Origin of the sequence: Pararhizobium capsulatum DSM 1112 (assembly GCF_030814475.1) — a bacterium.
In the GTDB taxonomy this organism is placed as follows: domain Bacteria; phylum Pseudomonadota; class Alphaproteobacteria; order Rhizobiales; family Rhizobiaceae; genus Pararhizobium; species Pararhizobium capsulatum.
This window is the reverse complement of sequence record NZ_JAUSVF010000001.1, coordinates 312,351-325,634: the sequence shown is the minus strand read 5'-3', so window position 1 is coordinate 325,634 and position 13,284 is coordinate 312,351. Positions and strand designations below refer to the sequence as shown.

Annotated in this window: 12 protein-coding genes and 1 tRNA gene; 11 read left to right on the top strand and 2 right to left on the bottom strand. The window is 59.0% G+C overall.

Going from position 1 to position 13,284, the window contains the following annotated elements; translation table 11 throughout:
- Positions 1-2 precede the first annotated feature (2 nt).
- The 6 genes from QO002_RS01520 (at position 3) to QO002_RS01495 (ending at position 6,591) form a co-directional block, all read left to right on the top strand.
- A complete protein-coding gene (locus QO002_RS01520; RefSeq protein WP_307225999.1) occupies positions 3-1,217 on the top strand; it encodes an ROK family transcriptional regulator in 1,215 nt (404 codons plus the stop codon).
- Positions 1,214-2,476: a M20 family metallopeptidase gene (locus QO002_RS01515; RefSeq protein WP_307225997.1), complete on the top strand. Its 1,263-nt coding sequence runs from the start codon at positions 1,214-1,216 to the stop codon at positions 2,474-2,476. Before QO002_RS01520 ends, QO002_RS01515 begins: the two co-directional genes overlap by 4 nt.
- Before the next feature lie 31 nt (positions 2,477-2,507).
- The gene (locus tag QO002_RS01510) at positions 2,508-3,569 is read left to right on the top strand and encodes a substrate-binding domain-containing protein (RefSeq protein ID WP_307225995.1); all 1,062 of its coding nucleotides are present in this window, start codon (positions 2,508-2,510) and stop codon (positions 3,567-3,569) included.
- Between the two features lie 65 nt (positions 3,570-3,634).
- Entirely contained in the window at positions 3,635-4,624 is a 990-nt protein-coding gene (locus QO002_RS01505; RefSeq protein WP_307225993.1) for an ABC transporter permease, read from the top strand.
- A gap of 11 nt (positions 4,625-4,635) precedes the next feature.
- Positions 4,636-5,835 carry an alanine racemase gene (locus QO002_RS01500; RefSeq protein ID WP_307225991.1) on the top strand — a complete coding sequence of 400 codons (1,200 nt, stop codon included), beginning with the start codon at positions 4,636-4,638 and terminating at the stop codon, positions 5,833-5,835.
- 18 nt (positions 5,836-5,853) lie between these two features.
- Positions 5,854-6,591, top strand: a complete 738-nt coding sequence (locus tag QO002_RS01495) for an ATP-binding cassette domain-containing protein (protein WP_370878529.1) — start codon at positions 5,854-5,856, stop codon at positions 6,589-6,591.
- Between the two features lie 29 nt (positions 6,592-6,620).
- Here QO002_RS01495 and QO002_RS01490 read toward each other — a convergent pair whose 3' ends face one another.
- On the bottom strand, positions 6,621-7,520 hold the full coding sequence (locus tag QO002_RS01490) for an alpha/beta hydrolase (RefSeq protein WP_307225987.1): 900 nt from the start codon (positions 7,518-7,520) through the stop codon (positions 6,621-6,623).
- 484 nt (positions 7,521-8,004) lie between these two features.
- On the opposite strand from QO002_RS01490, the gene QO002_RS01485 reads away from it, so the two are divergent.
- The 3 genes from QO002_RS01485 (at position 8,005) to QO002_RS01475 (ending at position 11,694) form a co-directional block, all read left to right on the top strand.
- Positions 8,005-8,355 carry a hypothetical protein gene (locus QO002_RS01485; RefSeq protein ID WP_307225985.1) on the top strand — a complete coding sequence of 117 codons (351 nt, stop codon included), beginning with the start codon at positions 8,005-8,007 and terminating at the stop codon, positions 8,353-8,355.
- 1 nt (position 8,356) lies between these two features.
- Positions 8,357-10,018, top strand: a complete 1,662-nt coding sequence (locus QO002_RS01480) for a methyl-accepting chemotaxis protein (RefSeq protein ID WP_307225983.1) — start codon at positions 8,357-8,359, stop codon at positions 10,016-10,018.
- A gap of 239 nt (positions 10,019-10,257) precedes the next feature.
- Positions 10,258-11,694: a DUF6880 family protein gene (locus QO002_RS01475; RefSeq protein WP_307225981.1), complete on the top strand. Its 1,437-nt coding sequence runs from the start codon at positions 10,258-10,260 to the stop codon at positions 11,692-11,694.
- A 475-nt stretch (positions 11,695-12,169) separates the two neighbouring features.
- Here the strand turns inward: QO002_RS01475 and QO002_RS01470 are convergent.
- A tRNA-Ser gene (locus QO002_RS01470) sits at positions 12,170-12,259 on the bottom strand.
- Positions 12,260-12,552: 293 nt separating this feature from the next.
- Between QO002_RS01470 and rplU the strand changes: the two genes are divergently transcribed.
- Both rplU and rpmA read left to right on the top strand, forming a co-directional pair.
- On the top strand, positions 12,553-12,930 hold the full coding sequence (gene rplU / locus QO002_RS01465) for a 50S ribosomal protein L21 (RefSeq protein WP_307225979.1): 378 nt from the start codon (positions 12,553-12,555) through the stop codon (positions 12,928-12,930).
- A 33-nt stretch (positions 12,931-12,963) separates the two neighbouring features.
- Positions 12,964-13,233, top strand: a complete 270-nt coding sequence (rpmA, locus tag QO002_RS01460) for a 50S ribosomal protein L27 (protein WP_158476700.1) — start codon at positions 12,964-12,966, stop codon at positions 13,231-13,233.
- Positions 13,234-13,284 lie beyond the last annotated feature (51 nt).

Sequence of the window (13,284 nt, the reverse complement as noted above, 5' to 3'; positions counted from 1 at the left end):
TCGTGAGCGAAACCCTGCGGATATCGCGCAAATTTTCCCAACGCGCCGTCATGGAGGCCATCGTGCATGGCGGGCCGATTTCGCGCGCATCGATTTCCAAGCAGACGGGTCTTTCGAAACAGACAATTTCCGAGATCGTCCGCCAGCTCGAGATCGAGGGTTGGGTACGCGAAACCGGACGCACCAGCGGCCATGTCGGACGCACCGCCGTCACTTATGAACTCGTACCGGATGCGGCCTATATTGCCGCCGTCGATCTCGGTGGTACCAAGGTCAGGGTGGCAATCGCCGATCTTACCTGTCAGATCGTTGCGGAAGAGGTGGCGCCGACCAATGCTCGCGGCGGCCAGCCGGTGATCGATCAAATCGTCGAAATGTGTTTCCGCTCTGCTGAAAGTCAGGGGATATCGCGCGAGCGCATTCGCCTCGCCGTCATCGGGGCTCCCGGGGCACCGGATGATGTAACGGGGCGCATTCTGCTTGCTCCCAATATTTCAGGCTTCGACGCGATGAATGTCGCGGCAGCCTTCGAGGTGGGCTTCGGATGTGATGTCATGCTCGAAAATGACGTCAACCTCGCCGTGCTCGGCGAAAACTGGCTCGGCCAGGGACAAGGTGTCGACAATCTTGCCTATATCGCAGTCGGCACGGGTATTGGCGGTGGTCTCATGGTCGGCGGTCATCTTGTGCGTGGTGCAAGCCATGCGGCTGGTGAACTCGGCTTCATGCCCTTCGGTGCGGATCCGTTTGAGGCGGAGTCGCTTCGTTCAGGCGCATTTGAACGTGCCGTCGCCTCGGGGGGGATTATAGAGCGCTTCAGGGCGGCCTCGGGCGAAACACTGTCTGTTCCCGCGATATTCAATCGGGCGACCGCCGGTGACATGACCGCGATCAAGGTACTGGATGATACCGGGCGCTATCTTGCCCGCGGCATCGGCGCGATTGCAGCCGTGGCCAATCCGCAGAAGGTCATTCTGGGCGGCTCCATTGGCTTGAGGCCGGAAATCCTCGATCGTGTCCGGACCTTCCTGCCGAAATGTTTCCCCTACCCCGTTGATGTCGAGGCAAGCCAGCTCGGTGCCCGCGCCGCCCTTATCGGTGCGGCGGCAATCGGCCTCAGCCATCTGCACAATACGTTGTTCGGGGCTGATGCGCCCGAGGGAAGAATCTCATTGCCGCCGGCCGCAGTCGTCGTGAAGCGGGAGGCTGCACAATGACGGATCGTGCCGATGGTCTTCAGGAGCGGTTTCTTCAGGCTCTGGATCGGGAGGTGGCGATCGATCTTCTGCGCGGGGCCATCGGCCGCAACAGCGTAACCGGCAATGAAGCCAATTTCGTCGCCTATCTGGAAGAGCAGATGCGGTTACGCGGCATTGATGCGGTCCAGAAGGCCGATTTTTTGCCGGGACGGCCAAATATCTGGGGCGAGCGCAAGGGCAAGTCAGCCGGCAAGCGGCTGCTGTTCATCGGCCATACCGATACCGTGCATGTCGAGGGCTGGCGGGAGCATTGGGCCGGCACGGAGCGCGAAGATCCATTTTCGGGGCCGATCATCGATGGGCAGATCTGGGGTCGCGGGGCCGGTGACCTCAAGGCCGGGATCTGCACGGCGCTCGCAGCGCTCTCGCTCCTTGATCGCGCTGGTGTCACATTGGGCGGCGATGTTGCCTTTGCTTTTGTCGGTGACGAGGAGAGCGGCGAGCCCGGTACCGGTATTTCGGCGGGCATCAAGGACTATGTCGGTCGGATCGAGACGGGTGAAATCGAAAGGCCCGATTTCGTCGTCTATGTCGAGCCAACGCGCCTTTCTGTTTATCCAGCCCAGATCGGTTTCTTTATCGCCGATATAACGATCACGGGAAAATCGGCTTATTTCGGCGTGCCGGAACTCGGCAGGGATGCGCTGAAGGCGAGCCATGCCGTCATGTCGGCCTTGTGGCGGCATTCGGAGGACGTTTCTACCCGCGCCTCCCACGACCTGATCGGTCGCAGCTTCCTTTTGATCACCGGGCTGCAGGGCGGCGGATTTATCGCCGTACCGGAAGAATGCAAATTGTCGCTGATTCGCAAATTGTTGCCGGGAGAATCTCTGGACACTGCGGCGAGCGAATTGGAAACCGTCATTCGTGGCGCAATAGCCGATCCCGAGATCGGTGTGGAAATCAGTTATCCTGCCGGTCGTGACCATGCGCTTGGCGGGACGGCAGCCGAAATTGCAACGGATCTGCCGGAGGTGACCATGCTGTCGGAAGCGGTCTCCGGTGCCATGCAGGGACGGGGTATCATTGAGGGCGCTCCGTTCTGGTCGGAAACGCCCTTCTTCATTAATCGCTTGGGAATTCCCGCCGTCTACTGCGCACCGGGCGACATCCGCAATTGCCACACATTCGAGGAACGCGTCGAGACCGAGGAATATCTCGCCGGCATCGTCGCCTTCGCGACCTTTATGACCCGCTATTGCGGGGTGACGGACTAAGCACTTCAACCATAGAAAAGAGGGAACGAAAATGCTTATGAGGAAACTGCTGAATGCCACCATTCTTGCCGGACTGCTGCTAGCGACTGCACCCGCTGTCGCGCAGACAGTCGGCCCTGCAGGCGAAGCGGCCACGCCGAGCGCAGTCGTCGCGTTGACCGATGCCGATCTGGCCGCACTGAAGGACAAGGGCTATAAGGCCGCGTTGCTCTGGCATACGTCTTCGGATTTCGTCAACGCCGTGACTGCCGGCGCCAAGGACGAGTTCGCGCGCGCTGGGGTTGAGGTGGTCGTAACCACCGATGCCGGTTTTGATGCCGCGCGCCAGCGCAGCGATATCGAAACCGCGCTCGCCGCCAAGCCGAACGTCATCCTCGCCCTGCCGCTCGATCCGGTCACCTCCGCGGAAGCTTTCCGCCAAGCGGTCACCGATGGCACCAAGCTCGTCTTCCTGTCCAATGTCCCGTCCGGCTACAAGCACGGCACCGATTATGCGGCGATCGTCACCGACGATCTCTTCCAGATGGGCAAGCAGGCGGCCGATGCATTGGCCAAGTCAATTGGCGGCAAAGGCAAGGTAGGCTGGATTTTCCACGATGCCACCTATTACGTGACAAACCAGCGCGACAATGCCTTCAAGACCACCATCGAGAAGGACTATCCCGACATCAAGATCGTCGCCCAGCAGGGTATCACCGATCCGGCGCGCGCCGAGGAACTGGCCTCCGCGATGCTGCTGCAGAATCCTGATCTCGACGGCATCTATGTGACCTGGGCTGAGCCGGCAGACGGGGTGCTCGCCGCCTTGCGCGCCGCCGGCAACACCAAGACCAAGATCGTCACACTCGATCTCGCCGAGCCTGTCGGTCTTGACATGGTCAAGGGCGGTGCGGTGGTCGCTCTTGTCGCCGACAAGGCCTATGAACTTGGTCGCGCCATGGCTGCTGCCGGGCTGAAATCATTGCTCGGCCAGGACGCTCCTGCCTTCGTTGTCGCCCCTGCCCTGACGGTTACCAAGGCCAATGTGGCCGATGGCTGGAAGGAATCGCTAAACCGCGATGCACCGCAGTCCATTCTCGACGCGCTGAAGTAAAACCCGCGCGAAAGGGCGGATCATCGCCCTTTCGCCTCTCCCGCCGGTTTACGGAGGATTACTCCATGCCACAGTCTTCGAACGGTGTCGCACCTGCCGCCGTTACCCCTTTCGCGCGCCTTTCCCGCCGCATCAACTTCCAGCAATATGTCGTCTATCTCGGCTTCCTGGCCATCTTCCTGTTCTTCGCTCTCGTGCTGAAAGACAGCGGCTTTCTGACGGTGCGCAACCTCACCAATATCATGCTTCAGACGGCGCCGGCGACGATCATGGCTATTGGCCTTGTCTTCGTGCTCTCTGCCGGCGAGATCGACCTGTCTTTCGGCTCCACCGTTGCCGTGGCCGCACTTGCCGCAGCCGTTGCGATGGAGACCTATGGTATTGCCGCCGGCATTGTCATCGGCCTGGGTTGCGGTCTGCTCATCGGCCTGATCAATGGCCTGCTAGTCGCCTATGTGCGCTTGCCATCATTTTTGGTGACGCTTGCGACGATGGGCCTCTTTGCCGGTGTCGCGCGGTCGTTGACCGATCTGCGCTCGATCCCGGTCACAAACTCGACCTTTACCGGCTTTTTCGGCTCAGGCTCGATCCTTGGCATCCCCTCGCTCGTCTGGTGGACCGTTCTTGCGGTGGCGATCGGTCATATCATCTATCGTGAGACGCGATTTGGAGCCCATGTTCTTGCCACTGGCGATAACAGCCGCGCGGCAAGCGTTTCGGGCATCAGCGTTGCGCGTATCCGCGTTGCCGTCATGATGATCAGTGGCGGGGTCGCCGCGCTGGCCGGACTGCTCTATGCCGGTCGCCTTCAGGCTGCGAAGTATACGCTGGGCGAAAGCGACCTGATGACGGTCATCGCCGCCGTCATCGTCGGTGGCACGCTGCTCAATGGAGGAAAGGGTTCGGTCATCGGTGCGCTCGTCGGCTCATTGATGATGGGCATGCTCAACAATGGGCTGATCCTGATGGGTCTTTCCGTATCCGACCAGATGATCGTTCGTGGTCTCATCATTCTCGCTGCAGTCGCCGTCTCGCTGCGCGAAAAAGCACGCTAAGGGAGGTTGCCATGTTTCTCGACGTTCTTCGCCGCCGCAATCCGGCGTTCATTGAAAGCGCAATGGCGCTTCACCAGAAGGGGCTGATCCCCGCAAACGCCTATGTGCTTGATCTCGATGCCGTCGAAGCCAATGCCCGGATTCTACAATCGGAAGCCGACAAGCATGGACTGAAGATCTTCGCCATGACCAAACAGGTAGGGCGGGCGAGTTCATTCTGCGATGCCGTCAAGCGCGGCGGGATCGACCGTGCAGTCGCCGTCGACATGGCCTGTGCGCGGGCTGCGAGCAAGGCTGGCCTGACGATCGGCCATCTCGGGCACCTCCAGCAGGTGGCGCGCCATGAGGCGGATGCCGCGGCCAATCGTTTTCGACCCGACTACTGGACTGTCTTCAACGATGCGAAGGCAAGGGAGGCCGCTGCCGGTGCAAAACGGTCCGGCTACATGCAGAAGCTGCTCGCGAGGATTTGCGCAGAAGGAGATACATTTTACCGGGGGCACGAAGGCGGCTTTCCTGCAGAAGACATCGTGGCTGTCGCCGAGCAACTGGATGCCATTGAAGGAGGTTGCTTTGCCGGCATCACCACCTTCCCGGCGCTTCTTTTCGACCATGGCAAGCGCAAGGTCCTGCCAACCGCCAATCTCGATACCCTGACCCGCGCGCGTGATGCATTGATGCATGCCGGCCGGGCCGATATCGAGGTCAATGCGCCGGGGACTACCTCATCGGTTCTGCTGCAGGCTCTTGCCGAGGCTGGAGCCACGCAATGTGAGCCGGGCAACGGGTTGCACGGCACAACCGCGCTGCATGCGGTAGAGGATCTTCCGGAGCTGCCTGCTGTTCTCTATCTCACCGAGGTTTCGCACCTGCACGGCGGGAAGGCTTACTGCTTCGGCGGTGGCTTCTATATCGATCCCATCTTCCCGGACTATGACGTCAAGGCGCTTGTGGGGAGCGAACCCTCCACCGCTGCCTCCGCATTGAGACGTGTCGAGGTGCCACCACCCTCGGCCATCGATTATTACGCGATGATTGACGCCAGCGGACCGCAGTCTCCGAGACCTGGAGACACGGCTGTCTTCGGCTTTCGCGGCCAGGCTTTCGTGACCCGCGCTTACGTCGTTGGCGTGTCGGGAATTTCCCGCGGTGCGCCGAAGGTCGAAACAATCGAAAACAGCTTCGGCGAAGCCGCGGCTTGGCCGGTTTGAGGAGACAAGACGATGACAATGACTCCATCTGAGCCGGTTCTGTCCCTGAAGGGTATTCGCAAGACTTTCGACGCGATCACCGCGATCGAGAATTTCTCGCTCGATGTCCATCCCGGCGAAATCGTGGCACTGGTTGGCGACAACGGCGCCGGAAAATCCACGCTTATCAAGATCATCTCGGGGGTCTATGCGCCGACAGCAGGTTCGGTGGCGATCGAAGGCCAAACCGTTTCCATGGCAAACGCCACGATGGCGCGTGCCCACGGTATCGAGGTCGTCTACCAAGACCTTGCACTCGCCGACCAGCAGCCGGTCTACATGAACATGTTCCTGGGTCGTGAGCCGGTAAACCGATTTGGCCTTCTGGACCGGCGCCGCATGATCGCCGAAACCGAGAAGCTGGTGACGGATCTCGATGTGCGCATTCCGTCCGCCCATTCGACGATCCGTGATCTGTCGGGTGGTCAGCGTCAAGGTGTGGCGATTGCGCGTGCAACCCATTGGGCGAGCAAGCTGATCCTCCTGGACGAACCTACGGCCGCACTGGGCGTGGCGGAGACAGCGAAGGTCGAAACCATCGTGCAATCCCTGAAAACCCGCGATATCGGCGTCCTGATCATCAGCCACAGTCTCGATCAGGTCTTCAAGCTTGCCGACCGCATCTGCGTGCTGCGGCGCGGCAAGCAGATCGGCGTCCGCAAGACGTCGGAAACCGACAAGAATGAGATCGTCTCGATGATAACGGGTCTTCACTGAGGCCGGACCGGGCCGGATATCGATTGTTCTCAAGGGCTTCCTTTAACGATGCCGTCTTCTGCACCGTTAACGGCGAACGAAATAGCGATTGCGCGGTTTACCGCGGCAGCAAGAACAGACATGTGGGTCTCCCCGGCATAGAGCTCGAACTGGGTGCGCAATCCATCGACGGTGCCATCCAGGCGCTGCGCCATTTCTCTCGCGAGCGAGACGGTTTGCGTCAGCTTTCTCTTCTCAAGGCGAGCGGTAGCGTCCTCACTCTGGCGCTGGAACGGTGCGAGTTCATCACCCTCATATTCGCCGGCTGACAGATGCAAAAAGGGTGCATTGCCGGGTGCGTCTCGACGTTGAGTTTCTTTTTTGAGGATTTCGCTGTCCTCCCAGTAGATGGAGGGGCTGGCCGCAACCCAATTGGCAAACAGGCCTGGACGTTCAAACAGCGCATAGAGGGTAAAAAGTCCCCCGAAGGAGTGTCCGAAAAGTGTTCTTCGCCCCCTGTCCAGAGCCACCTTCTCTGCGATCCACGGCAAAAGCGTATCCTCGATAAAGCCCAGCAGCTGGCCGGACCCTCCCGTGACAACCGGAGGACCGCCCTCGGTGAACGGCGGATAGGACTTGCCGGGCGGAGGTCCCAGATCCCAGGAACGCCGGAGCGGATCATAGGCCTCATCGCAGGGATAACCGATCGCCGCGATCACTCCCCAGTCGACATTCGTTCCCGTTGGGTAAGGTGCCTGCGTGGTGAGGCTGGCGACGGCGAAGGGGAAAGTGGCGTTGCCATCCGTCAGAACGAGAAGCGGCCATCCCCCGGCCGGCGCTGGCCCTTCGGGAATAGAAAGAAATATACGATATCGCTCACCGCCCGTTGCGGGCGTCAGATCGACAAAGCATGTTCCGGGCATTGAATAGACGCTGGTACGATCGATCATGTGAACCCTTCGAGGTGCGGACGAGAGCGTGACGAGTACAGGACTGCCGATGCATGAGACAAGCAGTGCAGCGGGCATCTGCAATGGAAACCACAGGTTTCGGCCAAGTCTTTGGACGGCCCTTTCGAAGGATCAAAAACCCGCTTTTGCCCTGGAAGAAAGCTGCGAGAAGAAACCTTGGCAGCACAGGTAGTAGCGGAGAGAATGGGATTGGTGCCTGCGCGAAAAAATTGGAACCGAGGTTTCGGAACATCGCCTGTTTAGCGGTCATCGAATCACATCCGACAATGCTTTCACAGGCGCTTTCAGTAACGATTTTTTCGTCAATTTTCCCTAGATTAGACTCAAGGTCCCATGTCATCGATCGCTGGGGTCAATCAATCAGGTGCGTGTGGCGCGCCTTTCCGCCCTATGGTGAAATGATATTGCCTTCAGGCCAGATTCCTTCCGATCGCCCTTGGCGTAGAGGGGAGAAAGCGAAGTCATGCCGTTGGTATACGGTCAGCAATCTTTGGCGCCCCACTCGGATTCGGAACGGCCACTGAGCATCACGATCGTGGGCTGGACGTTCGCACTGTTCGTGTCGCTGTTGTCGATACTCTGGATGGTTCCACGTGGACCGTTCGTGGTCGTCATCACCAACCCCACAAAAACTCCTCAGTCGGTTGTCTCAATTATAGCCGCCGCCGATGGGATGCTGGTCACCAACAGCGGAAGACCCTGGATCAGCCTCGCCTATTCGGAGGCTCCAGATTTTCCGGCCCGTTTGATGAAGGCAGGGGCTTGGCTCGTTGTCAACGGAGCGGTCAGTTCCGCATGTAAACAGGAAACTTGAAATGAACGCTCTCTACAATCTCCGCAGGACCGTTTCCTCCGGAATTCTCGCCCTGCTGTGGATCGACGTCGCCGTTATTCTACTACGCAACGGCATGCGGCCGCAAGGTTTCGATGTTGTTTCGGTTGCTGCGAGCGTCCTGATCGCCGGCGTGGCAACGGCTTGCTGGATGATCGATCGCACCGGCCCAACGACACGTCTGGTGTCCTCCATGGCCCATGCGGCTGCGGTAGCGGTTTTGGTTTACACGTTTTCAGGATCTTCACTCCAGATCGACATGCACATGTATTTCTTCGCCACGCTTGCTATCTGCGCGGCCTGGATCGATTGGCGCGCTATTCTGGGATATACGGCCGTTGTTGCGACCCATCACCTGGCCCTCTATTTCGTTCTCCCCTGGGCGGTTTTTCCCGAGCAAAGCGACATCCTTCGTGTTGTCCTGCACGCCGCCATCCTTGTTCTCGAGAGCGGCGTGCTCGTCGCAATTACGTTTGCCCTCACGTCCGCGCTGCTGCTGGCAGAGAAAGCAACTGAGGAGGCCACGGCTGCTCAGCTTCGAGGCGATGAAATCGCGCAGCAGCAGATCGTCTCAGCCAAGGCCGAGATGGAGCGCATCCAATTGGCTGCCGAAAAGGAGGCAGACGCAAACGATCGCCGCAATCGGGCGACGGAAAGCATAGCAGGCGGCTTGCGTCGGCTTGCCTCCGGCGAGCTTTGCTTCGAGCTGTCAGACCCGCTTGCACCGGAGTTTGAAGCCATCCGTCACGATCTCAACACTGCGGTCAATCAACTCGGCAAGACACTGCGTGCGGTGAACGACACGACGGTGCATATTGACGACGGCACGCGGGAGTTTCGCCACAGCGCCGATGACCTGTCGAGACGGACAGAACATCAAGCCGCCTCGCTTGAGGAAACGGCGGCCGCCCTTGATCAGATCACCGCGAATGTGACCAACTCGTCAAGAAGAACAGAAGAAGCGCGTTCCGTGGCGCGCCAGGCTAACGAGAGTGCCGCTCATTCGGGGGCCGTGGTGTCCAATGCCGTCAATGCCATGCAGCGGATCGAGCATTCTTCATCCCAGATCTCGAACATCATCGGTGTGATCGATGAGATCGCCTTCCAGACCAACCTTCTCGCTTTGAATGCAGGTGTCGAGGCGGCACGGGCAGGCGAGGCGGGCAAGGGGTTTGCTGTCGTCGCGCAGGAAGTGCGCGAACTTGCGCAACGCTCTGCGCAGGCGGCAAGGGAGATCAAGGAACTTATCCGCAACTCCACGGAAGAGGTCCAGACGGGCGTTCGGTTCGTCAGCGAGACGGGGGAGGCGCTCAAGACCATCGAGGGCTACATCGTTACGATCAACATGCATATGGATGCAATTGCGACGTCGGCTAAAGAGCAGTCGATGGGACTTGCAGAGGTCAATTCTGCGGTCAACAAAATGGATCAGGTCACGCAGCAGAATGCCGCGATGGTCGAGGAAACCAATGCAGCAAGCGCAATCCTGGCGAAGGAAGCCGGTCGTTTGCGCCTCATGATCGGCCAGTTCCAGCTCGGAGACATGGCCGGTGAGTTTGCGAGAACCTCGCAGAAAACATCCGGGGCTGCGACCTTCGGTGAAGGCGCAGTCACCATCAGCCAGACCGCCAGACGCGCAAGCTGACAGAGTGTTCGATGACAGCTCAGGAGAGCCGGGCATGGAGTATGCCGTGGTCGCGAGTGAACCTGGGCTCGCCAGCGCTCTCGGAGTTTTCCGATCGTTGCCATGTGACCTTCAATCAATGGTTGAAGATCATGCCGATGATGCTCCAGGAGCGGAACCAAGGAGGGTTATTCTGGCCTCCGATCTTGGACTTCCAGCCCTCGCAAGGTAAGGTTGGCGCGAACCAGATGGCGAGACAAATGGCAGCAAAGACGACATTGAATGCGAAGAATCTCGAGGCACTTGGCGCTCAGAGGCTTGCCGAACTTCTGATAGAAATCAGCACCGGCAGCGCCGCTCATAAGCGGCGACTTCGGATGGAGCTTGCCGGCAATCACAGCAGTGCCGAGGTCTCCCGCGAGGTCCGAAAGCGCCTTGCCAGCATTGCTCGTGCCCGAACCTTTATCAACTGGCGCAAGGTGAAGGCGCTCAAGGCCGATCTGGAAACGCAGCGCAAGACGATCGTCGATGTTGTCGCCGTCGATGATCCGCAAGAGGGCTTCGAACTGATCTGGCAGTTTCTCGCCATCGCCGATTCAATTTTCCAGAGATCCGACGACGGCAGCGGTTCGCTTATTGAAAGTTTCCACCAGGCTTGCACCGACGCCGGCGTCATCGCCGGGGCGGCCGGTATCGATCCCGAGATCCTTGCCACCAAGATCTTCTCAGCGGTTCAGGACAATGGCTATGGCCAGTATGACCAATTGATCACAGGCATGGTTGCGGCGCTCGGCAACAAAGGCCTCGAACATCTGAAGGCCTTGTTCATTCGATGGTCGAAGGAGCCCCAGGAGAAGCCCGCTGAAAGCGACCGTCGGGTCATCGGCTGGAGTAGCAGAAGTCCGATCTACGAAGACGACGTCTATGGGAATCATCGCGAGCTGACGGCGCGGATTGCTCTGCAGGAGATCGCGGACGCTCAGGGCGACGTTGATGCCTATATCGCCCAGCAGCCTGGAAAGACACTTAGGGTGCCTTTGGTAGCCGCTGACATCGCCGGCCGGCTGCTGTCCGCAGGACGAGCCACTGCAGCGCTCCAGGCGCTGGACGAGATCGAGACCAAAGGCCGGGCCGACGTTCCCATGGAATGGCAACTCGCTCGGCTCGCCACGCTCGAAGCCTTGGGACGTGCAGACGAAGCCCAGGCCGATCGATGGAGGTGGTTCGAGCAATCGCTGAACGACGTGCATCTGCGCGCGTTCCTGAAAAAATTAGCCGACTTCGATGATCTTGAGGCCGAGGATAAGGCGTTCGCATACGTTCAGGCGTTCCCGAATGTTCACCAGGCAATGGAATTTTTCCTGCGCTGGCCGATGCTCGATGAAGCCGGCAAGCTGATCGTGACGCGAAGGGCAGAGCTCGACGGTGACCTCTACGAACTGATGACGCCGGCGGCTGAAGCTCTGGCCGAGAAGCACCCGCTCGCCGCGACGATCGTTCTTCGCTCCATGATCGACTTCACGCTCGATAGCGGACGATCGAGCCGATACAAGCATGCGGCGCGTCATCTTGAGAAGTGCGCAGCTCTTGCCCCTCACATTCTTGAATTCAACGACAGCCCGTCCCACGATGTCTATGTGGCGCAGCTGAAGAGCCGACACGGCAAGAAGCATGGCTTTTGGAGCTTGGTGGATTAATCCGCCTTCACCTTTTTCTTCCCGGAAGTTAACGCCGTCGAGCATTCCGCCTTCGATTATTTTACCGCGTCAAACTTCGGTACGGTGGTTTTCAATGACTATGCAGCCCACAAGATAGGCGTGGAGCCAAGCTGCAAGAGTGTCGTATTTCCATTACTCGGCCGTAAGCGATCTCCTTCAAGACCTGACACTCTCCAGATCAATGAGGGTTGAGATATCCGGAAGAGACAACGCGGTTTCAACATACGCCGATCGACGTGCTGGGAAAACCGCATTTTCTTAAGACGTCAGAACCATATGTCTGACCAATGAGCATTACCCAATCCCGCCGGCTGTGATCATCAAATTGCGGATCTGCACTACGGAATGCGTCGAAGATCGTTGGTCGTGCCGAGAGTTTGGCCCTTGCCAATTTGGTAATGGTATCCAAGATGGAGGAAGGTGGCTGCTCGAGGAAGCCTTGGCAGGTTGGTAATGGCGGAGAGGGTGGGATTCGAACCCACGATACGGTTGCCCGTATGCCGCATTTCGAGTGCGGTGCTTTCGACCACTCAGCCACCTCTCCGGGTCATCCTTGGTCGACGCTTTTGAAGCGCGAGGCGGTTCATAGCGGCAGACGTGCAGGATGGCAAGGGGGCGATTTCATGAAAATGACGTAAAATCAGCCGCCTCGTCTTGACAGTTTTTGTCTCTTCCATTAATCGCGGCTCCTGAAGTGGTGTGGCATGTCCTCACCGCGCCGGGTGCCTGTTGCGCCCGTTCACCGGCGGGGCCTTTTGGTTCCGTCATTGTCCGACTGGCAAAAAGACGGCCCTACCCTCTGGGTGGAGAGCCGAAACGAACATGAAAGGATAAAAAATGTTCGCAGTCATCAAGACCGGCGGTAAGCAGTACCGCGTGGCCGCCAATGATGTCGTCACGATCGAAAAGCTCGACGGCGTAGCAGGCGACAAGATTGAATTCACCGAGATCCTGATGGTCGGCGTCGGTGCCGATGCAACCATCGGTGCTCCGTTTGTCGAAGGTGCCGTTGTCAGCGCCGAGGTCGTGGAACAGGGTCGCGCCAAGAAGGTCATCGCCTTCAAGAAGCGTCGCCGCCAGAACTCGAAGCGCTCGCGCGGTCATCGCCAGCACCAGACGACTGTCCGCATCCTGGACATCGCTGCTGTTGCCGGCGCGAAGGCGAAGAAGGCTTCCAAGAAGTCTGAAGACGCTGCCGCTGAAGCTGCAAACTGAGACAACGGATCTAAGGTTTAAAGGAGACATACCATGGCACACAAAAAAGCTGGCGGTTCTTCGCGCAACGGTCGCGATTCCAACTCCAAGCGCCTTGGCGTGAAGAAGTTCGGTGGCGAAGTCGTCATTCCGGGCAACATCATTCTGCGCCAGCGCGGTACGCAGTGGCATCCGGGCGCCAATGTCGGCCTCGGCAAGGACCACACCATTTTTGCGCTTACGGCAGGCAACGTGAACTACCGTACCAAGGCCAATGGCCGCGTGTACGTGTCTGTCATGCCGAAAGCGGAAGCAGCGGAATAAGCCGGTAGCGCTCTAAAACAGCCGGCGTCTCATCGACCCGGCTGACCGCAT

Coding starts and splice junctions, on each gene's coding strand:
- QO002_RS01515 (WP_307225997.1), top strand. CDS start 1,214: ATGACGGATCGTGCCGATGGTCTTCAGGAGCGGTTTCTTCAGGCTCTG.
- QO002_RS01510 (WP_307225995.1), top strand. CDS start 2,508: ATGCTTATGAGGAAACTGCTGAATGCCACCATTCTTGCCGGACTGCTG.
- QO002_RS01505 (WP_307225993.1), top strand. CDS start 3,635: ATGCCACAGTCTTCGAACGGTGTCGCACCTGCCGCCGTTACCCCTTTC.
- QO002_RS01500 (WP_307225991.1), top strand. CDS start 4,636: ATGTTTCTCGACGTTCTTCGCCGCCGCAATCCGGCGTTCATTGAAAGC.
- QO002_RS01495 (WP_370878529.1), top strand. CDS start 5,854: ATGACTCCATCTGAGCCGGTTCTGTCCCTGAAGGGTATTCGCAAGACT.
- QO002_RS01490 (WP_307225987.1), bottom strand. CDS start 7,520: ATGATCGATCGTACCAGCGTCTATTCAATGCCCGGAACATGCTTTGTC.
- QO002_RS01485 (WP_307225985.1), top strand. CDS start 8,005: ATGCCGTTGGTATACGGTCAGCAATCTTTGGCGCCCCACTCGGATTCG.
- QO002_RS01480 (WP_307225983.1), top strand. CDS start 8,357: ATGAACGCTCTCTACAATCTCCGCAGGACCGTTTCCTCCGGAATTCTC.
- QO002_RS01475 (WP_307225981.1), top strand. CDS start 10,258: ATGGCAGCAAAGACGACATTGAATGCGAAGAATCTCGAGGCACTTGGC.
- rplU (WP_307225979.1), top strand. CDS start 12,553: ATGTTCGCAGTCATCAAGACCGGCGGTAAGCAGTACCGCGTGGCCGCC.
- rpmA (WP_158476700.1), top strand. CDS start 12,964: ATGGCACACAAAAAAGCTGGCGGTTCTTCGCGCAACGGTCGCGATTCC.